Consider the following 22952-nt stretch of genomic DNA (forward strand, 5'->3'; position numbering starts at 1 on the left):
ATTCGCATGAAAAGATTTTTACTTATACTCCTATTCTTAGGATTCTTAAACCATGTATTTGCTCAAAATTCGTCAGAATCCAAAACTGGTTTGCAGAATTTAAAGCCATTAGTAATTGTTGATGGCGTCAAAAAAAGCATAGAAGATCTTGAAATGTATCAAGCAGATTCTATCGCTACCATAACAGTTTACAAAGATTCAATAGCGCTTAAGCTTTATGGAAATGAGGGTGAAAATGGGGTGCTCGATATTAAGACGAAGGCATTCGTAAGAAGTTTTCTTGTAAGTCTGTTTAAAAAATCCTCGTCTGCATATGATAGTTTGTACACAAAAAACAGTGGAGATCATCAATTTGCTTACATTTCAAATGGCGTACCGGTAACGGAAAATTATTTAGGAAATCTCTCTGAAGTGGATGAAGATTCTTTAGATAAAATTGAAATAATTTCGAAAGAAGACCTTGCTTCAACCTATTCAATCGCGGATAAAGAATTTGGTATATTACTGTTTTGGACAGAACCTCAAAAATCAAAGTAGAATTGTATATGAAACTTCATAATTTCCTTCAAATTCTTTTTGCCCTGCTAATCTCTCAAGCTAGTTATGCGCAAAGCAGTGCAAACTCTAACATCCAAACCGATTTAAAGGATTGGTTTTCTGCAGGGACCGTTCTAGCAAATGTTGCAGAATATACCCCAACGAATCGACAACTTGAATTAACTGAGAAAATAAAAACTGCATTGAACGATAATTTAGATTGGTATTATAGTTATATCAAGGATGTTCCTCCAGTAGAACCAATGCCTTATCATGAAAATATCGGGTTATCTTTAGAAGAATATACTGAGTTTTTAGAATTAGGTAGTTCTAAAAATACATTCTCACGTTCATCTGAAAATCTTGAAATAGTATTATCCGATGGTATAATTCGTTTTGACTCACAAAACAAAATGGAAATACTTGATTCGATTCAGATTGACTTGAATAAAAACATAGTTTCTCTCGGCAAAATTAGAATACCATTTAAACAAACTGTTGATGTATCTTCAGAAGACAATTTTTTTAATAGCAAATGGTCTGGCTATTCTTGGGGTTTAGAAGAGCCTGACGGCTTAGAAGCTATGGGTTTGGAGGATTTGCTATCTGCTCACATCAAATCATACAATATATCCATAGGCAAAATAGAAAAAACAGGGCAAATATTGATTAATTTAAATTTTAAAGAAATCAATCAAGGTGAAAAATTAATGGATATAAGTCTTCCTATTTTTTTGATAAGAGATAAGGCCAATAGGCTTGAAGTCATTGATATACAAATAGCTATTTAATTAAACATTCGATAAACACACGATTTTTTCCGCATACTTACATGAAAGCATACATTCTCCTTCAAATTCTTTTTACCCTGCTAATCTCTCAAGCTAGTTATGCGCAAAATCAAAATAATGCTGAACTTCAAAAAATGGCTGATGAGGATCAGAAAGCAAGAGGCTCAGCAACTATCGATTGGAGTGTATTGAATCGAGAAGACAGCATTCGTCGCGAGAATGTATATGCTTTTTACAGAGAAAACAAAGTCATCACTGCTCAAGATTATTTCAATGCAGGCGTCGTTATGCAACATGGAAATGATACCGTCGCTTCGTCCCTAGCGGTAAGCAGTTTTAAAAGAGCATTGGAATTGGATTCCAATCTAAATCGATGGTGGTATGCTGCAGCTGTTGACCGAGATTTGATGCGACGCAATGAACCACAGATTTACGGTACCCAATTTATAAAAACTAGTGCAGACGGAAAATGGGAATTGTATAAAATGGATGCGACAAAAATTTCTGATGCTGAAAGGCTGTATTATAAGGTCGGAACCTATGCCGAGCAAAAAGAAAAAGAACGGAAAATGAATCTGAAATCCATTAACCAATTCTTTGCCCAAAGCAACAACATCGACGAAACCATCCAATTGATTCAGCAAGAATTTAAAAAACAGCAAGCTGCAGACTATAGCGTTGATGAAGCGGATATTAACAATTTTGGCTACCAGTTAATGAATAATAAGAAGCTTGAGGAAGCTTTAAAGATTTTTAAGCTAAATACAGAATTGTATCCTAAAGGATATAATACTTTTGACAGCTATGGAGAATGCTTACTTATCCTCGGTAAAAAAGATGAAGCTAAGAAAGCTTATGAAAAATCATTGGTATTAAACCCAGAGAACAATAACGCAAAAAAAGTGCTTCAAGAACTCGAATAATCAATCTAAAAAATCGACTCAGAAATATAAATCTGAATTATATATGCAGTGCTTGTCGCGGAAAGAAAATTTCATACGTTTTACTCGATAATTGATTATTACATTAAACTAGTAAAACCAAACCTTATGAAATTAACCAGTGTATTAGGCGCAGTCTTTTTCGCATGTCTAGCATTCACAAGTTGTGACAAACACGGCGACGATTCTCCCGAACTTTCAGCTGAATACTTGGGCGATAGCAACAATGGCGGTTCCGGAGACAATCAGCCAGGAGTAATTACGGCTGGAGAATGGAATGATTTGAATAATTGGAAATTTTGGGAATCCATTATCAGTTCAGAGGATTTCAAAGATTTTCCTGCTTATTGGTCATTTTTTAATACCAATAGAATTTCTGTCAACATCACAAGCGATGGAACTAAGCCAGTTATCAACGCTGTCGTTCAATTAAAAAATAACGGGACAACCTTATTCACAGCACGAACGGATAATTTCGGCAATGCTGAATTATGGCCAAATCTTCTTCAAAGCAACAATGAGTTAGATTTCTCAAAATTGTCTATTCAAGTAAATAATGGTGCTAAGATAGTGACAACGGTTAAGCCTTATAGTCAAGAAGTGAATAAAATCATCATGCCCGAAACGGCAGTAGATAATAAAATTGAAATTTCGTTTGTTGTTGACGCAACCGGTTCCATGGGCGATGAATTAGAATATTTGAAAACTGAATTATTGGATGTTATTTCAAGAGTAAAGACGGCCAATCCAAAGGCGAGCGTATACACTTCGTCGGTTTTCTATCGAGACGCGGGTGATGATTATGTAACTCGAGTTTCTGGATTCACGAATGACAATAGAATAACGACTAATTTTATCGCTGGCCAATCGGCCGCTGGCGGCGGAGACACACCAGAAGCCGTTCATTCCGCATTGGATAAAGCCTTGAATGAATTGCAATGGTCAACGAATGCCAGAACAAGGTTGCTGTTCTTGTTGTTAGATGCTCCGCCTCATTACCAACCGGAAATTATTCAGGATTTACATCGCTCAATCGGAAAAGCAACCGAAAAAGGAATCAAAATCATTCCAATTGCCGCCAGCGGAATTGATAAGAAAACTGAATTTCTGATGAGATTCTTTTCCTTAACGACAAACGGAACCTATGTGTTTATTACGAATCATAGCGGAGTCGGGAACGAACATTTGGAACCTACTGTTGGTCAATATGAAGTTGAATTCTTAAATAATTTAATGGTTCGACTAATCAATAAATATGCGCAATAAGACTGTTTAAAGAATTTTGAAGAAATACATTTCAACTATTTCTTCAAAATTCTATATTTGCACGCCGGTACCACAAGGCAGGCATTTGATAAAATGATTCGTTTAACATATAGAAATGCAATCCAAAGCGATTTGGCTAAAATCGTTGAGATTTACAATTCCACTATCCCTTCGAGATTAGTTACTGCAGATGTAGAGCCTGTTGCTGTAAGCGACAGACAGCGCTGGTTTGATGAACATAATGCAGAAAAGCGTCCGCTTTGGGTTGCTGAAAATCAGGAAAACCAAATCGTCGGCTGGATAAGCTTTCAATCTTTTTACGGAAGGCCAGCTTATGATGCGACAGTAGAAATCAGCATTTACCTCGATGAAGATTTTAGAGGTCAGGGATTGGGGAAGACGATGTTATCGTATTCAATCGAACAGGCAAAAGAGATGGGCATAAAAACTTTGCTAGGATTTATTTTCGCTCACAATCAAGCAAGTATTAGGCTTTTCAAATCCTTTGGATTTGAAGATTGGGCCCTCCTACCTAACATCGCGCTTCTTGACGGCCAAGAAAAAAGTTTAATGATCTTAGGAAAAAGAATCAGTATATAATTGATTGCAAAATCGATCAAACAGATCGCTTCGCGTTTAAATACTTTCGTAGCGGCAAATCATAAAATCGAAATGCGAAGTAAGCCAATGATATTAAGAGTATAACTCCTATAACTACTACGCCTATAAGAGTAATTCCCGATGGCGCATAGCTTGCATAGTATCCCCCGAAAAGCCACATCACGCAATAATGAGTCGTGTACAATGGATAGGAAATATTTCCAGAAAATTCACATATCGATTTCAGGCTTTGGGATATTAAGGTTCCCGCGCCTAAGGAAACCAATAAAGGGAAATAGAATAGCACAATCAGCAATTCCGTCGCCCAACTCCATTCGTTGTATGGAAGAATAAAAGCCAATACAAGCAAGACACTCAATCCAATAAATCCAAGTTTGTTTTGGATAATCCAATTAAAACGGAACAGAATCATCCCAGCAGTAAAGGAATAGAGCACGCGTGCGCCTCCATGCCAAAAAGTTTCGCCATTCCAACCTCCTAGAAGATTACCTGAACTATAACTGACGTAGGCTAAAATTCCGGATGCGATTAGCAGTAGAGCCATCAAGCTATATCTTGATAACCTAAAAAGGACCAAAACATAAAATATATTAATCACATATTCCCAAAACAGCGACCATGCTGGTGCATTCAGGCTAAAAAGATTGAAATAACGCTCTTCCATTACTGGGTATGGAATCATTAAGATTGAAGCCATAAAAATCACAAACTTCTCTCCAAATGAATAGCTTGCTTGATAGCTAGCAATAGGGTCGAAAAGAAAGGCAAACAATCCCAATAGGCTACCTAACACAACCAGCGGATGCAAGCGTATCAAGCGTCCGACCAGAAAATCTCCTATGCCCATATTCGCTATTCGATTTTGATAAGCATAAGCAATTACAACACCAGACAAGCAGAAGAAAAAATCCACCGCTAAAAATCCATGTGCGATAAAATTATCTGCCAAATCAGGAAAAATTATTTCTGCAAAATGAAAAATTAGAACTGCTAGAGCGGCCACCCCTCTCAATCCATCCAAAACAACAAAATGTTTCTTTGAAGACATTATTAGTAATTAATATATAGTATTTAGAATTGCTTGGTAAGATAGGGAAGATTATGGATTTTCAAAAACCAAACTATTGATGGGATCTATAGATAATAAGTAATTCCTAGCAAACATATAGTCAACCTCACTTATCATGGGATTTCACAACAGCTACAAACTAGAATTATGTATATAATTTTCTAAGCAATTGCGATGCTTGTACTTACCTAGAACTTTTGTCGGTCGATTAACCGATTTTTTTTAATCTTATTTTGAAATTCGAAAAAATAACATATCTTTATGATATCAATTTAATATCAAAATTTATATTATGAAAACTGAAAAAATCTTAAATCCTTTATCGGGATATCTAGCATTGGTTTTGTGCTTGGTTCTTTTTTGCGCTTCTGTTTATTTTTGTATAAATGGGGTTCAAGAAATAGAGAACAATCAAAATTTCACCTACATTATCCTTTCGGCTTTGTGCTTTATTGCGTTTGTTTTCTTTATCAAGGGCTTGATGATTATTCAGCCAAATCATTCCAGGGTATTGAACTTTTTCGGAAAATATGTAGGTTCGGTAAAAGACAACGGTTTGTTTTTTATCAATCCGCTTTATTCTTCCCAAAAGATTTCTCTACGATCTGAAAACCTTCAAGGCCAAACATTGAAAGTAAATGATAAAATGGGTAACCCAATTGAAATTGCTGTCGTCATTGTCTGGAAAGTTGGTGACACTTATAAAGCTGCATATGATGTTGAGCGCTACACGGAATTTGTCAGAATGCAAAGCGAGGCCGCTGTTAGGCACTTAGCAATGAGTTTTCCTTATGACAATTTGGAAGATGAGCATGCAACGATTACATTAAGAGAAGGCGGAGAAAAAATCAACTCCATTCTGGAACAAGAGCTGACGGATCGACTTGTTAAAGCTGGAATTATAATCCAAGAAGCTAGAATTTCCCATTTGGCTTATGCGTCAGAAATTGCTGGAGCGATGCTTCAGAGACAGCAAGCGACAGCGATTGTTGCTGCGCGTGCAAAGATCGTTGAAGGCGCTGTTGGAATGGTTGACATGGCATTAAAAAAGCTATCGGCCGATAACATTGTTGAATTAGACGATGAACGCAAAGCAGCAATGGTCACCAATTTGATGGTCGTACTTTGTGGTGAAAAATCAGCACAGCCGGTATTGAACACAGGAACTTTATACAACTAAAATTGAAGCAATGAGTGATAAAGAAACTCAAAAAACTTCAGGCAAGAAAAATTTCGTTTTGCGCATTGATGAACAGACATTCAAACTTTTGGAAGCCTGGGCGAACGATGAATTTCGCAGTGTTAATGGACAAATTGAATATCTTCTAAATGAGTCTTTAGCGAAATCTGGGAGAAAGAAAAAAGAGAAGCCAAAGAAATAATATTCGAATCGATGATTTCGATCATCTAACGCGAAACATTCACAGGAACGCTCTTCGTAGTATTGAGTTTACTGATGAATAGCGACAAGCTGTGCATCTCAGAAATTGTTGGCTGAGTGATTTTGGATATGGAACAGATTCAAGGCATGAAGGGTTATTCTTTTCTAAAGCCAAATTTTAAATAAAAAAGACGCTGGATTTCTCCAGCGTCTTAAAACAAAACAAATTATAACATCAACTTATTTTACGCGATTAAAAGATTCTTCGGCTAACTTGCTATTCACACTCGCGCCCGCAAAATTCCCCGTGTAAACTGCATTCGCGACCGAACGCATAGGATTCGAATTGTCTCCACAAGCAAAAACACCTTCTACTGACGTTTCTTGCATTGGACTAACTTCTACGAAACCATTTTTCGAAAAGGTACAGCCGAGTTGCTCAGGAATAGCTGAATGTTGTTTAAATGGCAATCGAGCGTATAGTGCTTTCAGTTTATGTTCTTGTCCATCAGCTAATTGTACAGAATTTAGATATCCGTTTTGATGGTTGATTTTCTTTATCGGAGTTTCGATGACGGCAATTCCTTTTTGATTGAATACAACTTTTTGTTCTTCAGTAAATAAAGCAGGACCATTCGTAAAAATGCTCAACTTATTTGTCAGTTGACTTAATAACTTTACGTAATGCATTGCTTCTTCCCCATTCGCAAAAATTCCGGTAGCTTCATTTCTAAATTCGTAACCATGACAATACGGACAATGAATAACTGAAATTCCCCAGGATGAAGAAAATCCATCGATGTCTGGCATTTGGTCTTTTATTCCAGAAGAAATTATAAGCTTTTTCGTGCTGAAGGTTTGATTATTTTTTGTGCGGACAGTAAAACCTGTATCGGTCTTTGAAGCTTCTGTTGCGAAATCCTCTAAAAAATCGATAGTCTTGTATTGGCGGACTTGATCAAATGCTTTCTTGTAAATATTTGCTGGAGTTTCTCCATCTTGAGTTAAAAAATTATGTGAATGCGGTGTCTGTTGGTTACAAGGCGAACCTGCATCAATGACCAAAACATTTCTTAAGGAACGGCCTAAAGCCATCGCAGCGGATAAACCTGCGTAGCTCCCCCCTATTATAATGACTTCATATTCTTTATTTAACATCGATTTAGTTCTAGTTTACTGCCTATTATTAATTTCTTTGAACCAAAGCTACTAAATAAATCGCAATTGCAATAAAGTTGCAATAAATAAAATCGTAGATTTACTTTATCATTACATTTTAGTAAAATGCAATACTAACTGGAATGGATATTGGGCTTAGGTTCAAATAAATGACTGAACTGATTGACTTCTATCGTAGGGTGAATCTGAACAAAATTGGGCAACTGCCATTTTTGGGTTTTTACGGCTTGCTTATTTGTTGGGCAATCCCATATTGGATACAATCGAAAACCTCGCTTTCCTTTTTTGTTTGGATTTGACACAATAGCATGTTCTATCAAACAGCTTTTAGAGAAAATAAATTGTGCAAACTTACCTTCATTCCGACAGGAAATAATCAAAAAGTCAAATGCATCGTTTTGATGAAAAGGTACGGTAATTCCAAGCGAATTTCTTTTCCAGCAAGTTACAAACTGCCCTACTTTCGTAGGAGTTATTTTAGAAGTCCGATAGGTTATTTTCCGATCATCGAGGTTAAATGTAGCGGCATGGTATTCCCTACTCTCTTTTTGAATCTTAAAATTATTCAAGTCGAGATTGAGTTTAGCATAAAGCTGTGCGTTGGCTAGTTTCAATTCTTCAAACCAGTCATTCCTTGAATCTGATGGCATATTAGTTCTGATTTTTTGAGAGAAGAAACACTGTATACATTCTCTGTACCTGTTCTCCCGTCTTGCTTTTTACCCATTCTGAATAATCCGTAACCGACACGGTATTAAATTCTGTTTGATTCAGCAAATTTTCCACGCTAGACGAATCGTATAACTGAAATCCATGTTCCGTAAAAGGCAATGAGGCCATAAACTCCTTTTGAGCAAAAACCAATGCGAACAAACCATTTGTACCAAGTACCCGGTAAATCTCCTTTAAAAACGAAAGTGGTTCCTGCCAAAAATATAGTGTATTAACAGTAAATATCTTTGAAAAACTATTCTCATTAAATGGAATTTGATTGCCATCGAATAATTGAAAATCGATTTTATAATCTTCGAACAATTCATTATTCATATCAATAGCTTGTTGCTGCATGGTGTCGGAAATTTCTAATCCGGTATATCGGAGTTTATCAGCTTTGCTCAATAACACTTTTAAATGTCCGCAGTTTCCATGTCCAAGTTCGAGAATTCGATCCTCGGATGCCAAATTAAGGGATTCGATAGCCGATAAAGTCATTCCAATATTGGTTTCGTTCATCATCTGACCAATCTCAATTCCCTTCTCACCTTGCGGACGTGCTAATTGCGAAGCAATAGCTTGAAGTTTTTCTTTAGATTGATTATCCATGAAGTAAATTTAGCTTAAATGAAAGCTATATTCCAAATTTACCTATCAAAACAGAGAGTCCGCATGCCTGCATAAAAATGTGTATGATGTCCAATTTTCAATTTCTATAATGCTATTTATCAAATTTTTACCCAAGCATTTCGTATTTTATTTTTTTTATGATATATTAGCTAAATCGTTTTATAAACTTAATAAACCAAACTACTAAAAATTTTATGAGATCCTATTCCATTTTTCGATGGTTAGTGCCTATTTGCTTATTTTTGGGCGTTACCCTAAATTCTTGTTCAGAAAAGTCTGACCCTATTCCTAACCTCGTCTTAGAAAAACAAACTGTTCAACTCAAACCCGGCGAAACGGTCAGCATAAAAATTCAGTCCGGAGGCAATACTTATAAAGCCATCTCTTCCAATCCAGAACTTTTAAAAGCGAGTATTACTAACGATGAAGTCGTTTTAGAGGCTGGAGAAATCGACGGTGATGCAGAAGCTAAAGTCTATATTTCAGACGCAAACTATAACCGAGTAGAAATAGAGGTTACAATTAGTTCTTATGAACAACTCGTAGTAAATAAAAGCAATCTTACTATTTCTCAGATTCTGTTTAAGGATACCCTAACAGTGTCGCATGGTGAAGCGCCTTACAAAGTAACGATTAACGAACCCAGTTTGGTCGACTTGACTCATGCAGGTAACAAAATTTATCTAACAGCGAGGGCGCAAGGATCTGGGATAATTCAGATTACAGATGCAAAGAGCAAGATTGTTGACGTAGCCCTCAAGGTGGAAGCGCCAAGGAAGTCTATGAATTTCTCCGACAGATATTTTGGACACGCAAACTTTGGAGACATTGCGGTAGTTGACCAGTCAGTCAAAAAACTGACTCAAGCTACTTTTGAGATGACCTGCAACCTGCAGGGCTATCGCGGTTTGCAAACGTTTATGGGTTTAGAAGGAAACCTTATAATCCGAGGAAAGAATGACGATTACCGGGAGACGCATCCTATTGAGATTGCAGGTCTGGGTGATAAAATCATGTTGGAAACGGCAAGTAGCTTTAAATTAAACACTTGGATGAACCTTGCATTGGTATTCGACGGAACAAAAACCGAACTCAACCAAAAATACAGGTTGTTCATCGACGGATTAGAGCAAACGTTGATTGTCAGACGTTCCGAAGCTAGCCACCAGACGATTGATCTGACTTCCAGCAATGATGGCGGTAGGTTTGAGATCGGAAGGGCTAACGGGCAAGAGTGGCGTGCGTTAAGAGGGATGGTTTCTGAAGCTAGAATCTGGACGGTTGCACGAACTGCGGAGCAGCTCAAAAATGAATCGTGTTCGTTGTCCGAAGATAAACCTGTAGGTCTTTTGGCGAAATGGGATTTTTCAATCGGCACCGATAGCAACCTGATTCCGGACAGCAACAAAGGTAAATACAAAACAGATTTGATAATTTCCAACACTAAGGCAGAAGGGTCTTACCTTGCGGTCAATGCACCCATAAGTATTTTTTCTGCTTTCAATTGTCCATTTTAACGAAAATAGCTATGAAACCACAAACTATAAAAATCAACCTTATCGCTTTTCTATTCCTCTTATTTAACGCTGCTTGTTCAAAAAATACCGAGACTCCGGTCGACGATATGCCGAACAGTATTGAGGCTGTTTCCAATGTTGCCGTCAGAACCCTGTCAGAAATAAATACGATCGAAATCAGCTGGAAAAACCCCGACGATGCGATGCTGGACAAGATAGAATTCATTTTGGAGCAAGCAGACGGGAAAGGAAATAGAAATGTTCAATTATTGGATGGCAAAGTCGCTGAAGTCGGGAAGATTGTTGTACAGCTAAGCAACAGCTCCGAGCACACAGTCAGCATAACCGCTTTAAATAAAGCTGGTATACGATCTGAAAAAGTAAGCAAATCCATTATCGGACAAAAATTAATGAGTTGGCTGCCTCGTGCCGATACCCTAATGAAGGCTTTGGTAAAAAATTATTTAGATGGAAAGCCTAGAGACATTTGGTCTTCTAATTTTCCACAGTCGAGCGGATATTGGGATGGTGCGGCAGTAATTTGGGGCCATGGAGGAGCATTCTCAGGATATACAACATTTAAAAAAGCAAGTTATACAATTCCTAGCTATAAGAAAGATGTTGAGCAGTTATACGACAACCGATTACTTATCGGAATCGACAAATTCAGAAACAAGCGTGACGGTGGCCCTGAGGCTTATGCGGTTTATCCAGGTGAAGGTGACGAGCGCTTCTACGATGATAACATCTGGGTGGGTTTGGATATGGTCCATTTATACGAGCTAACAAAAGACAGCAAATACTTGGATCGGGCAAAAATCGTTTGGCAGTTTGTGCTATCTGGAGCCGATGATGTAATGGGTGGTGGCGTTTATTGGAAGGAAGGACAAAAATCAAAACATACTTGCTCTACGTTTCCAGCGGCAGTATTAGGATTGACACTTTACAATGCGACGGGAGACAGCAAATACCTAGATCAAGCAAAAGATTGGTACGATTGGGGCATTCGAGTTTTCCAAGATCCTAATGATTATCTGTTTTACGACAACGTACGCCTTTCCGACGAGAACAACCCAAACTCTGCTTTGGTGACGGATAGAACCAAATTCAGTTACAATACGGGTCAACCATTGCAAGCAGCCTCTCTATTATATTCGATAACGAAAGAAACAAAATATTTAACTGCAGCACAACAAATGGCTAAAGCAGCTTATGGACGTTGGTTTGTTCCATTCCGTTCCTATTTGTTAAATGAGTCGTTTCAAATACTGGAACCTGGCCATGTGTGGTTTCAGGCAATCATGATGCGTGGATTCGTAGAACTTTATTTGTTAGATAATAACCGCGAATACATCAATGCATACGAGAAGACCTTGAACCATGCTTGGTTATCCCCAGCACGGAACAAATCTTCTAACCTAATTAATGAAAACTTCAAAGGAGTCACGACGCAGACGTCTTGGGAATTGATTCATCAAGGTGCTATTTTGGAAATGTTGTCTCAACTAGCGCTGCTGGAAATCGAAGAAAAATAATATTCCTCCGATATAAATATGTATTTAAAGGAGCTGCCCGAAATAAGGGTTCAGCTCCTTTTTCAATTTAGAAATAGTTATTTAATGAGCAGTAAAATGTTAGGTTAGATTATCTGAATAGTTTCCAGCGTGAAAGGTTGATACCTGCGAATCAGTTAATATCTCAACAGTCAGTGTTTGAGCCGTCTGTTATTTGGTTAGACACCGTAATACACGCGTTTTTCAATAACGCTATTCGTACGCGGAAATTCGAAATTTCGTATACGATTTTACTCCTCGCCGAGCATGCTAATAAAACAACAACCCCTATGTATTGCACATCGGGGTTGTTTTAGGAGACTTTACAACGCCTCGTATTCAATTAGTTGAGAACTTCTTATTGCGTACTCAAAGAGAATGGCAAATCACCTTTAGAAACACCTCTGTTCTTATTCGGCGTATTTGACATATCAAAAACGATATTCGTTCCTTTTATTAACTCGCTGTGGTTAATAAAGTTTTTGGTGTAATTTTTACCATTCCATTTCATGGCTTGAATGTATCTGTTTTCATCCGAATTATTGTTCGATTGAATCGTTACCTTCTTACCATTTGATAAATGCAACGTTGCTTTTTTAAACAATGGAGAACCTACAATGTATTCATCTGTCGCTGGAGTTACTGGATAAAACCCTATCGCAGAAAAAACATACCAAGCCGAAGTTTGTCCATTATCTTCATCACCGCAATAGCCATCTGGGTTAGGAGAATACATTCTGTTCATTGTTTCACGAAGCCAATATTGTGCTTTCCAAGGCGCACCAACATAATTGTACAGGTAAATCATGTGCTGGATAGGTTGGTTTCCATGAGCATATTGACCCATGTTTGCAATCTGCATTTCACGGATTTCATGTATTGGGAACCCGTAATAAGAATCATCAAAAATCGGAGGTAAAGAAAATACCGAATCCAACTTGATTTCCATTGCTTTGTGTCCACCCATTAACTTAGCTAGTCCTTCAATATCTTGGAAAACAGACCAGCTGTAATGCCAGCTATTTCCTTCAGTAAATGCATCGCCCCATTTGAATGGATTAAATGGAGATTGGAATTTTCCATCCTGGTTCTTGCCGCGCATCAATCCAGTTGATGGATCAAAAAGTTTTTGATAATTGTATGATCTGTTTTTGTAGAACGTCTGATCTTCTTCGGATTTTCCTAATGATTTAGCCAATTGATAAATTGCAAAATCATCGTATGCATATTCTAACGTACGAGCTGCGTTTTCATTGATTTTCACATCATACGGAACGTAACCCAGCTCATTGTAATACGAAGCTCCAGCGCGACCTACGGCCGTTAATGGGCCTGCATTATTTGCCCCATGCTTCACTGCTTCATATAATGTTTCAATATCTTTTGAACGGATGCCTTTAATCCACGCGTCGGCTACTACAGAAGCGGAATTATTTCCAACCATGACATTGCGCAATCCAGGGCTTGCCCATTCTGGCAACCAGCCACTTTCACGGTAAGCATTTGCCAATCCTTCTTGCATTTTGACGCTGACTTCAGGATACATTAGATTTAAGAACGGAAACAAAGACCTAAATGTGTCCCAAAATCCTGTATCTGTAAACATGTAGCCAGGCAAAACCTTTCCATTGTATGGAGAATAATGCATCACTTGTCCATTCGCATCAATTTCATAGAACATTCTTGGGAACAACAATGAACGATAAAGACTTGAATAAAACGTGCGGATTTGATCTACAGTACCGCCTTCAATTTCAACTTTTTTCAATTCTGTATTCCAGATTTCTTCGCCTTTAGCAACGCGCTCATCGAAATTAGTTCCATCCAATTCTTTTAAATTAAGTTCTGCCTGCTCCGGGCTGATAAATGAGGAAGCAACTTTAACTAATACTTGGTCTTTATTGTTGGCAATCTGAAATCCTACTAAAGCTCCAACATGGTCTGCTTTAATTACGTAGCGATCAGCTGTCAGAACCGAGTCTGCAAAAGTAGATACATTCGCAAAAGGCTTGTCAAATTTCAAGACAAAATAGTTCTTGAAATTATCAGGCACGCCACCGCTGTTTTTTGTGGTGTAACCAATGATTTTTTGTTCGCTAGGAATAACTTCAACATAAGAACCTTTATCGAAAGCATCTAATAAAACGTAGGCTTCATTTGTTTTCGGGAAAGTCAGCCTAAAATACGCCGCTCTTTCCGTTGGTGTAATTTCCGTAGTCACATCATAATCAGCTAAATAAACCGAATAGTAATGAGGTTTTGCAACTTCCGCTTTGTGCGAAAAATAACTTGCTCGTTTGTCTTGATCAAATTCTTTTTTGCCCACCATCGGCATGATAGAAAACTGTCCGTAATCATTCATCCATGGCGAAGGTTGATGTGTTTGTTTGAAACCTCTTAACTTTTCAGCAGTGTAGGTATACATCCATCCATCACCCATTTTACCGGTCTGAGGACTCCAGAAATTCATTCCCCAAGGCATTGCAATGGCAGGATAGGTATTTCCGTTTGAAAGTAAATAAGTGGATTGTGTTCCGACTAATGTGCTTACATAGTCAATTGGTTTTCCAATTTTTTCAATAATTTGTGCTTGAGATGTGAATATGGTTATACACAAAATCAAGGACATCATCTTTTTTAAGTTCATATTCTCGAAGGTTATAAGAACTTCGAAAATAACAGAATTTATTGATAAAACAAGTGCTAAAAGTATTTAGCACAAAATTTTTACAGCTAATTTGCCATAAACATTCCCCTCTTCCATCATGCGATGCGCCTCGCCAACTTCGTTTATCAAAAACGTTTTGTAAAGTTGAGGAACAAATTTCTTGCTTTCAACCAACGGTAAAACATGCGCGATGATCTCTTGAGTCAATGCGGATTTAAAATCCAGAGAACGAGCGCGCAACGTACTTCCTGAAATGAGAATCCTCTTTTGCATCAATTTTATGATATTTAATTCCACCTTATTGCCCATTGATGCATTAATGTAAATCAACCGCCCATCAGGCTCTAATAAATTGATGTTTTTAGCGAAGTATTCACCCCCTAATGCATCCAAAATTAAAGTAATCTCAGCTGCATTTAATTCTAATTCAAAATCATTTTCCTTATAGTTGATAGCAACCTCAGCACCTAATTCCATACAGTATTCTTGCTTCTCCTCAGAGCTCACGGTCGTAAAAACTTTAGCGCCAAACAAATTCGCCAATTGAATTGCAGTCGAACCAATCCCCCCTGCACCCCCATGAACCAAAAAATGATCTGACGCCGTCAATCCTCCCCGCTGAAAAACATTATACCATACCGTATAAATAGTCTCTGGCAATATACAAGCTTCTTCAAATGAAATGGATGTAGGCTTAGGGATACATAAGCTCGCTGAAACAACAGCGTATTCTGCATATCCACCACCGCTCAATAATGAAAAAACTTCATCTCCAACCGAAACTTCAGTTACGTTATGGCCGATTTCCACCACTGTACCTGAAATCTCTAAGCCAGGAATATCTTGGACAGTTCCCTCAGGCGCATTGTATTTGCCCATTCGCTGAAACACGTCAGGTCTATTGATTCCGGCAGCATGCACGCGAATCAAGACTTCATGATCCGCGTAGGTCGGAATAGCACGTTCTTGGACTTCTAGTACTTCGGGATCGCCAAACTTGGATATGACTACTGCTTTCATCTTATTTTTTTGGGAATTTTTGCAAACGCATATTTAGCGTAACCATAAAATAGCGGCCTAAACGGTTATTTCTTGCTTCATACAAATCGTTGCCTATGTATTCGGTATAGATTCCAATGTTCTTATTCTGATCCAATAAATCAAATCCTTGAAAACGAAGAAGTGCCATTTTATTCTGTAAAAATGTAAATTCTATATAGGCGTTGATGATTGTAGGGTTTACATTCAGTACATCAGAATCATACCCAGAATAAAAACGCTGGGAAGTTTCCGCTCCAATGGTTACGTAATCATTCAAGTAGCCCTTTGTTCCAAGACTTAGCAGGTAAGAATGCGTTGTGATTGAGCTTTTTGCTGGTTGCTGATAAACTGCATTATTTACAAAATAATTTGTCGCGAAAACAGTTTCTAGATGCTGATCGTAATTATACCTAAGCTGAAGTGTATGTGAAGATAAAATCTGCTGCGTACTTGTTTTATAGGAATTTACAAACGAAGGATAATTGTAGTAATCAACATTTCCATTCAAGTCCAATTGAAAATTATCATTGATAAACGGCGAATTAAAAACGTAAAATCCTTTGACATCATAATAGCCATCCGTGTTTCGATAAGTCGTACTTTGAACAACACCATCCGCACTCTTGTCGGTTACGATTTTATTCCTGATAAAATTATACGCCAAGTTTGCCTCTAAGTATTGCGACTTACTGGATATGGACTTCCGAAATGTAGTTGATATTTTATTGACAAATTCGGCTTTCAATTCCGGATTTCCGATAATAATGTTCCTTGAATTGGAATTATCAATAATCGGAAGAATGTACAGAAAGTTAGGCTCGTTATTTTGTCCTTGATAATTAATCTGCCAATCGAATTCATCGTTGAACCTGTACTTCATCATCGCTGAAGGAATCAGATTGATATTGTTGTACGTATACGTCGAGTCCCCATAATTCGGAAGCTTTCCAGTCAATGTCAAAGGCTGTACTCCAAAACCGATATTGACCCTAAATTTATTGTTCGGCTCGTATTGATAATTCAACGATGTTTTATTGCTGCTGTACAGGTAATTATAGTTAACACCTAAAGAATCGATAACGAATGTCGAATCTAATACAGTATGAATATAAGGTTGCTGAACCTGTCGGAATGAATTGATTTGATTGACATCAATGTTATACGCTAATTCCAGCAAACTATGCTCAAAGAAAGGCTCTACGTAAGAGAAAGAAGCCTTTGCCGTATTCGTTTCATTTTTGCTAATAACAAACTGACGCTGATTAAAATGAGAAATTGAAGGAATGGCCGTCGCCGAGTCAATGATGATATTTTCTTCCAAAATCTGGTCGTTGGTCCGGAACGAATTTGCATTCACATTCAAATTAGCCACCAATTTACGTTTTGGCTTATTGAAATGCTTAGAATAGAAAACATTCAGCTCCGCATTGGGATTATTGGTGATCGTACTGTCTAAATAATTTCCCTTGTTGGTAATCGTTCTATTTTGTAAATCCGTGTTTTTCTCGCTGTTTGCTTTCGAATAGCTATATGACAAGATTGGAGATATTTTTAAGATATCTTTATTTTTAAAGCGCGTATCAAATTCTAAATTTATGCGATGCTGAAAATCATTCGTCTTATTGACATATTCATCTTTCGTCAAAATCTTATAGCCATAATAATAAGAAGTCAGCTGTGAATTTCCTTCGGTCACGTTATTTCTATTGATGAAATTATACCCCCCGCTGACATTGGTATTGTCGGATAATTTATCCGAAAAACTAAATCCCAGAGCTTTTGTGTTATTCAGTCCATCGGTCGGATCCGAATAGTCTCCAATATCATTCATCGAACTCTCCCTTCCTCCTACACCATTTGGAGAACCATACGTAAATAAACTCGTGTTCGTGTTATTGATCGACCCTACAACAGAAAATTCTTGCCCATCGTTAAACTTATTGATCCCCACGCTTCCAATAAAACGGCTGCTTGTACCGCCTCCGGCTGTCATCTGACCAAATAAGATGCGCTTGCTGTCTTCCTTTAAGACAATGTTAATAATCTTCTCAGGTTCATTTGTTTTAATGCCGCTTTGCTCAGAAAAATCCCCGTAGGTATCAATAACCTGAATGTACTTAATGAAATCAGTTGGCAAATTACGCGTGGCTGTGATCACGTCACCGCCAAAAAACTTTTTACCGTCGACTTTTACTGAAGTAATTATTTTGCCATTCGAATATACCGAACCATCGCGCATAACCTGAAAACCCATTTGCTTTAATGACTCTTCTAGAAGCGAATTTTTCCGAAAGGAATAGGCAGCAAGATTATATTGAGTCGTATCGTCTTTGTAGATAATCGGAATAATCTTCGTGACTTTTACTTCGGGAATGTAAGATGTCTGAGGCATTAATCTGACGGTCGGGACTAATATGTTCGACAGACCATCGAAATTAGGAATGTTCTTAGTTGCAATCTGGTAACTGATCATGGAATAAGACAAACGCAGATCTTTGCCTCGCACATTCTTAAACGAATAGGTTCCTAATGCGTTCGTAGCGATAGTAAACGTGTCAAGCGTACTCGTAAGGCGTATATTCACACCTTTCAATGCAACTCCAGAGGAATCGGTAACCATACCGGAAATATCTTTATTTATCGACTGTGCATTCACATTTAGATTCAATGTTAAATTGAAAATGCAAGTAATAAATAGCAATATGAAAATCTTTTGCACTAAAATACGCTGCGTTAAAATTAAATCGACATAAGTCTTTATCGTAAGATAAGATATAAACGAGAAATTCTGAAATTTATGTACAAAAAAACGGGTTATTTTTAATAACCCGTTTTCTGATATATTTTAAGGATAAAGATTATTCTCCGTCGAAAGCAACTTTAACTAAATGTCTGTCAATCTCCCAACGACCTGTACCGTCTTCACCGATCACATCAAATAATTCAAGGATTCTACGAGCCACATATTCCTCTTCCACCTGCTCACTCAAAAACCATTGTAAGAAATTAAATGTTACGAAGTCTTTCGTGCGTACACATTGATCCGCAATGTTGTTGAATTGTTGCGTAACAAACATTTCTTGCTCTAAAGTTTGCTCGAATACACCTCTAAATGATTCGAAATCAACTGGGATGTTGCTGATCTCAGGAGAAATCGCGCGTCCACCTCTATTGCTTACATAGTTGAATAATTTAAGCATGTGCTCACGTTCTTCATCAGATTGCTTTGCAAAGAATTTCGCCGAATTATCTAATCCTTGATCATCACACCAAGCAGACATTGCTAAATACAATGCTGAAGAGTGAGCTTCAACTTTAATCTGTGCATTCAATATATTTTCGATTTCTTCAGCTAAAGAAGATTTCATTTTTAATAAATCTTTCATATTCTATTTTTTTACGGTTCTATTTAAAATAACAATATATATCCGATATTGTTTATACAAAGATACGTCAGTAGGAAAGAAAATGTGTAATCTATTTGTAATACAAATTCAGTCTAAATTAGCCTTTCGAAAGAATAACCTATTTAGAATCAGTATTATTACAAAGAAGAATTAGGAGAGTACGGAAACACGTCCGCGAAGCAAACATTGCTTCACTTGGCTGTTCAATTCGATCATAAATTTAGCGCCAGCAAGCACTTCTTTCAATTGCAAGATTTCATGAACGTTCAGAACAAAACATCTTTCGGAACGGAACGGCATGATGATTTCGAAATCAAATGTTCTGCCGGAGTTGCTTAGCATGTTTTCGATATCGATTTGATCAATCCTCTTCTTGAACAGAAGAAAATCATTTACTTTAAATGAAGTTGTTGTCTCTTTAAATTCTAACCAGTAGCAGTTTTTACGGCTGCATTGATACACACCGCCATGCTCTGTTTCAAAAACCTCTTCAACGCTCGCTAAAGGACAAATTATCATGGATTGTTCTTTTGATCTTAATTTGGAACAAATCTAATTATTATTAAGATTGATTCCAAATTAATTTAAAAAATTTAGGGTCAACTTTTCAGTTGACCCTAAGCCTAGATGTAAACTAGTATTATTTATTATAATTCATTCACGTCTGGAAGTAATTCTTTATGGTTGCTTGCGTTTGTTCTAGTCTTTGTCTTGTGTTTGTTAATCTGTCTTCGAATCGATTCAATGGCTGTATCTGTCGCTTCTTCAAAACTTTTCGCCTGGGCCTTCGCAAAAAGTTGATTTCCTGGAATATTAAATTTCAATTCAACAATTTTATTCGCTTCGTCGTCGACATTTTCTAATCGCAAATAACAAGCGCCTTCAATAATGTTGTCTAAAAATTGTTCCAATTTGTCTGCTCTTTTTTTGATAAAATCAACTAATTTTTGATCAGCATCAAATTTGATAGATTGCACAGTAATATTCATTTTTCCTCCTTTTTTTTAAGCTTTTGGATGAGCTTGTTTATAAATAGATTTTAAACGTTCTGCTGAATTATGGGTATAGACTTGCGTCGATGATAATCCAGCGTGACCTAGTAATTCTTTGATCGCATTTAAATCCGCACCATTGTCAAGCAATGAGGTTGCGAAAGTATGCCTTAATACATGAGGACTCTTTTTATTTTGCGATGTAATCAAAGTTAGATATTTCTTTACTATTCGATAAATTAATTTCGGGTAAGCGTCCTTACCTTCTTTTGTAACGATGAAACGGCTCGCTTTGTTTTGTAAAAGTTGATCTTTTTTTAAACATTGGTAAAGGTCGATCTCATGAACTAAGGTTTTATGCAAAGGAACAAACCGTTGCTTATTCCCTTTTCCCAAGATAAGAATTTTCTTATTATAAAAATCAATATCTTCATCTTTTATTTTTATTAATTCAGCCAAGCGAATTCCAGTTCCGAAAAGCAACTCTAAAACAATAAAATCTCTTTTCTCTTCGAACTCATTCGAAACCAAGTTTAGCTCTTCAAAATTATCCAATAAATTCACCAGCTTGTCTTTCTCGATAAGCGTTGGCAGTTTCTTCGGAACTTTTAGTGCTTTTATCAAACTCAACGGATTCGCTTTAACGAGCTGTTCGCGTTGCAGGTATTTAAAGTATCCTCTCAACGCCGATATCGATCGGTTAATGGATACAGCCAGTTTGCCGCTTTCCTTTTGCTGCGCAAAATAATGGCGCATAAACCGATAATCAACGGCGGCTAAAGCGACTCCTTCCCTATCCATAAACGCATGAAAATTTTGCAATTCCTTTTCATACGCTACAGATGTATGAACGGAATACTTTTTTTCATGGTTTAGAAAATTCAAAAAATCGCTGTAAGGCATATGCTCTAGTTGTGGAATAAATATAAGCATATCTACATAGACAAAAAAAAACTTGCACCATAATAGTGCAAGTTTTCTAAAAATATATTCTTTGTATGCTAATTACAATTTGCTATTTGCATCAATTGCATTTAGTTCTTCAAAAGCTTGTGTTAAGCGAGCTACAAAAGCTTCTTCGCCACTTCTTAACCAAACACGAGGGTCATAGTATTTCTTGTTTGGAGAATCTTCGCCTTGAGGATTTCCAATTTGAGATTGTAAGAAATCATGGTTTTTAGCTTCATAAGCACGAACGCCATCCCAGAATGCCCATTGCATGTCGGTATCAATATTCATTTTGATCGCACCGTAAGAAATCGCTTCTTTGATTTCTTCTGGAGCCGAACCAGATCCACCATGGAATACAAAATTAACTGGCTTAGCCGCTGTTAAATTGAATTTCTCACGGATATATTCTTGAGAGTTATGTAAAATTACAGGTTGTAATTTAACGTTTCCTGGTTTGTAGACACCGTGAACATTACCAAAAGCTGCTGCTACTGTGAATTTATCAGAAACTTTAGATAACTCTTCAAAAGCATAAGCTACTTCTTCAGGCTGTGTATATAGTTTTGAACTATCTACATCCGAATTATCAACGCCATCTTCTTCACCGCCAGTCACTCCTAATTCGATTTCAATCGTCATTCCAAGAGGTTTCATTCTTGCTAAATACTTCGCTGAGATTTCAATGTTTTCTTCTAAAGGCTCTTCAGAAAGGTCAAGCATATGCGATGAAAACAATGGTTTTCCATGTTGTGCAAAGAACTTCTCGCCAGCATCTAATAAACCATCAATCCAAGGCAACAATTTCTTAGCAGCATGATCCGTGTGCAGAATAACCGCAACACCATAATGCTCTGCTAATAAATGTACATGATGAGCAGCGGAAACTGCACCCAAGATACAAGCTTTTAAACCATCATTGTTTAACGTCTTTCCAGCATAAAATTGGGCACCACCATTTGATAATTGGATAATCACTGGTGAATTTACTGCTTTAGCCGTTTCTAATACTGCATTAATGGAATTGGTTCCAATAACATTTACTGCAGGAATAGCAAACTGATGCTCATTTGCTATCTCAAATAACTCTTGCACTTGATCCCCTGTCAAAACACCTTTAAAATCTTTTAGGCTCATACTATTTTATTAAAATTTAAATATTCTATATTAATTAGTTAAAGTTAGGGATAATTTTTTAAAAATGAACATCTATAGTGTATTTATTACACTATGGAACGGCTCTGAAAGCGCTATAATCGGCTCTCGCTAAATAATAAATAGCTTTTAAGCTAATAATTCCTAGAAAAACAATTATATTAATATCTTTATATTCAAAATTAATTACGCAATGATACAGGTTTACGGCATAAAAAATTGTTCAACAGTCAAGAAAGCATTAAATTGGCTAGAAGATAAAAAACTAGACTATCAGTTCCACGATTATAAAAAGGAGCCGGCAACTTTAACAAAACTACAAGAATGGGAAAAATCAGTTTCCTGGGAAGTTTTAGTTAATAAAAAAGGAACTACCTGGAGAAAATTTAGCAAAGACGAACAAGCAGCGGTTACAGATGCCAAAACTGCAAACGAAGCTTTGCTAGCGAATAATAGCTTAATCAAAAGACCAGTTTTAGAAATCGACAAGCAACTTATTGTAGGTTTTAACGAGGAAGAATATTTACAAAAACTAACATAAC

The 22952-nt window shown here is 37.0% G+C and carries 22 protein-coding genes; 10 read left to right on the forward strand and 12 right to left on the reverse strand.

What is annotated here, in order from left to right:
- Positions 1-6: 6 nt before the first annotated feature.
- From C4F49_RS16925 to C4F49_RS16945, 5 genes are all read left to right on the forward strand, one after another.
- Positions 7-537, forward strand: a complete 531-nt coding sequence (locus C4F49_RS16925) for a hypothetical protein (protein ID WP_196937017.1) — start codon at positions 7-9, stop codon at positions 535-537.
- 8 nt (positions 538-545) lie between these two features.
- Positions 546-1328 (forward strand): hypothetical protein, encoded by a 783-nt coding sequence (locus C4F49_RS16930; RefSeq protein ID WP_196937018.1) that lies wholly within the window; start codon positions 546-548, stop codon positions 1326-1328.
- A gap of 41 nt (positions 1329-1369) precedes the next feature.
- Positions 1370-2251, forward strand: coding sequence for a tetratricopeptide repeat protein (locus tag C4F49_RS16935; protein ID WP_196937019.1), 882 nt, complete (start codon positions 1370-1372; stop codon positions 2249-2251).
- 126 nt (positions 2252-2377) lie between these two features.
- Positions 2378-3535, forward strand: a complete 1158-nt coding sequence (locus C4F49_RS16940) for a vWA domain-containing protein (protein WP_196937020.1) — start codon at positions 2378-2380, stop codon at positions 3533-3535.
- 93 nt (positions 3536-3628) lie between these two features.
- Positions 3629-4135 carry a GNAT family N-acetyltransferase gene (locus tag C4F49_RS16945; protein ID WP_196937021.1) on the forward strand — a complete coding sequence of 169 codons (507 nt, stop codon included), beginning with the start codon at positions 3629-3631 and terminating at the stop codon, positions 4133-4135.
- A gap of 16 nt (positions 4136-4151) precedes the next feature.
- Here C4F49_RS16945 and C4F49_RS16950 read toward each other — a convergent pair whose 3' ends face one another.
- The gene (locus C4F49_RS16950) at positions 4152-5204 is read right to left on the reverse strand and encodes an acyltransferase family protein (RefSeq protein WP_196937022.1); all 1053 of its coding nucleotides are present in this window, start codon (positions 5202-5204) and stop codon (positions 4152-4154) included.
- 313 nt (positions 5205-5517) lie between these two features.
- On the opposite strand from C4F49_RS16950, the gene C4F49_RS16955 reads away from it, so the two are divergent.
- Positions 5518-6405, forward strand: a complete 888-nt coding sequence (locus C4F49_RS16955; RefSeq protein ID WP_196937023.1) for an SPFH domain-containing protein — start codon at positions 5518-5520, stop codon at positions 6403-6405.
- A gap of 10 nt (positions 6406-6415) precedes the next feature.
- Entirely contained in the window at positions 6416-6607 is a 192-nt protein-coding gene (locus tag C4F49_RS16960; protein WP_196937024.1) for a type II toxin-antitoxin system antitoxin, read from the forward strand.
- A 239-nt stretch (positions 6608-6846) separates the two neighbouring features.
- On the opposite strand, the gene C4F49_RS16965 is transcribed toward C4F49_RS16960, so the two are convergent.
- The 3 genes from C4F49_RS16965 to C4F49_RS16975 form a co-directional block, all read right to left on the reverse strand.
- Positions 6847-7764 carry an NAD(P)/FAD-dependent oxidoreductase gene (locus C4F49_RS16965; protein WP_196937025.1) on the reverse strand — a complete coding sequence of 306 codons (918 nt, stop codon included), beginning with the start codon at positions 7762-7764 and terminating at the stop codon, positions 6847-6849.
- Positions 7765-7898: 134 nt separating this feature from the next.
- Positions 7899-8435: a MepB family protein gene (locus C4F49_RS16970; RefSeq protein WP_196937026.1), complete on the reverse strand. Its 537-nt coding sequence runs from the start codon at positions 8433-8435 to the stop codon at positions 7899-7901.
- Position 8436: 1 nt separating this feature from the next.
- Positions 8437-9108, reverse strand: a complete 672-nt coding sequence (locus C4F49_RS16975) for a class I SAM-dependent methyltransferase (RefSeq protein ID WP_196937027.1) — start codon at positions 9106-9108, stop codon at positions 8437-8439.
- 215 nt (positions 9109-9323) lie between these two features.
- Between C4F49_RS16975 and C4F49_RS16980 the strand changes: the two genes are divergently transcribed.
- Both C4F49_RS16980 and C4F49_RS16985 read left to right on the forward strand, forming a co-directional pair.
- Positions 9324-10646 (forward strand): LamG-like jellyroll fold domain-containing protein, encoded by a 1323-nt coding sequence (locus tag C4F49_RS16980; RefSeq protein ID WP_196937028.1) that lies wholly within the window; start codon positions 9324-9326, stop codon positions 10644-10646.
- Between the two features lie 11 nt (positions 10647-10657).
- Entirely contained in the window at positions 10658-12181 is a 1524-nt protein-coding gene (locus tag C4F49_RS16985; RefSeq protein ID WP_196937029.1) for a glycoside hydrolase family 76 protein, read from the forward strand.
- A gap of 376 nt (positions 12182-12557) precedes the next feature.
- On the opposite strand, the gene C4F49_RS16990 is transcribed toward C4F49_RS16985, so the two are convergent.
- From C4F49_RS16990 to fbaA, 8 genes are all read right to left on the reverse strand, one after another.
- Entirely contained in the window at positions 12558-14846 is a 2289-nt protein-coding gene (locus C4F49_RS16990) for a GH92 family glycosyl hydrolase (RefSeq protein WP_231388351.1), read from the reverse strand.
- A 66-nt stretch (positions 14847-14912) separates the two neighbouring features.
- Positions 14913-15887, reverse strand: a complete 975-nt coding sequence (locus C4F49_RS16995) for an NAD(P)H-quinone oxidoreductase (protein ID WP_196937030.1) — start codon at positions 15885-15887, stop codon at positions 14913-14915.
- 1 nt (position 15888) lies between these two features.
- Positions 15889-18564, reverse strand: coding sequence for an outer membrane beta-barrel protein (locus tag C4F49_RS17000; protein ID WP_231388352.1), 2676 nt, complete (start codon positions 18562-18564; stop codon positions 15889-15891).
- Positions 18565-18766: 202 nt separating this feature from the next.
- Positions 18767-19294 (reverse strand): ferritin, encoded by a 528-nt coding sequence (locus C4F49_RS17005; RefSeq protein WP_196937031.1) that lies wholly within the window; start codon positions 19292-19294, stop codon positions 18767-18769.
- A gap of 171 nt (positions 19295-19465) precedes the next feature.
- On the reverse strand, positions 19466-19834 hold the full coding sequence (locus C4F49_RS17010) for a DUF6686 family protein (protein ID WP_196937032.1): 369 nt from the start codon (positions 19832-19834) through the stop codon (positions 19466-19468).
- Between the two features lie 128 nt (positions 19835-19962).
- Positions 19963-20304: a ribosome hibernation-promoting factor, HPF/YfiA family gene (hpf, locus tag C4F49_RS17015; RefSeq protein WP_196937033.1), complete on the reverse strand. Its 342-nt coding sequence runs from the start codon at positions 20302-20304 to the stop codon at positions 19963-19965.
- Between the two features lie 15 nt (positions 20305-20319).
- Positions 20320-21240: a tyrosine-type recombinase/integrase gene (locus C4F49_RS17020; protein ID WP_231388353.1), complete on the reverse strand. Its 921-nt coding sequence runs from the start codon at positions 21238-21240 to the stop codon at positions 20320-20322.
- Positions 21241-21312: 72 nt separating this feature from the next.
- Positions 21313-22392 carry a class II fructose-bisphosphate aldolase gene (fbaA, locus tag C4F49_RS17025; protein WP_196937034.1) on the reverse strand — a complete coding sequence of 360 codons (1080 nt, stop codon included), beginning with the start codon at positions 22390-22392 and terminating at the stop codon, positions 21313-21315.
- A 211-nt stretch (positions 22393-22603) separates the two neighbouring features.
- Between fbaA and C4F49_RS17030 the strand changes: the two genes are divergently transcribed.
- The gene (locus tag C4F49_RS17030) at positions 22604-22951 is read left to right on the forward strand and encodes a Spx/MgsR family RNA polymerase-binding regulatory protein (protein WP_196937035.1); all 348 of its coding nucleotides are present in this window, start codon (positions 22604-22606) and stop codon (positions 22949-22951) included.
- Position 22952 lies beyond the last annotated feature (1 nt).

It is taken from the genome of Sphingobacterium hungaricum (assembly GCF_015210005.1).
In the GTDB taxonomy this organism is placed as follows: Bacteria; Bacteroidota; Bacteroidia; order Sphingobacteriales; family Sphingobacteriaceae; genus Sphingobacterium; species Sphingobacterium hungaricum.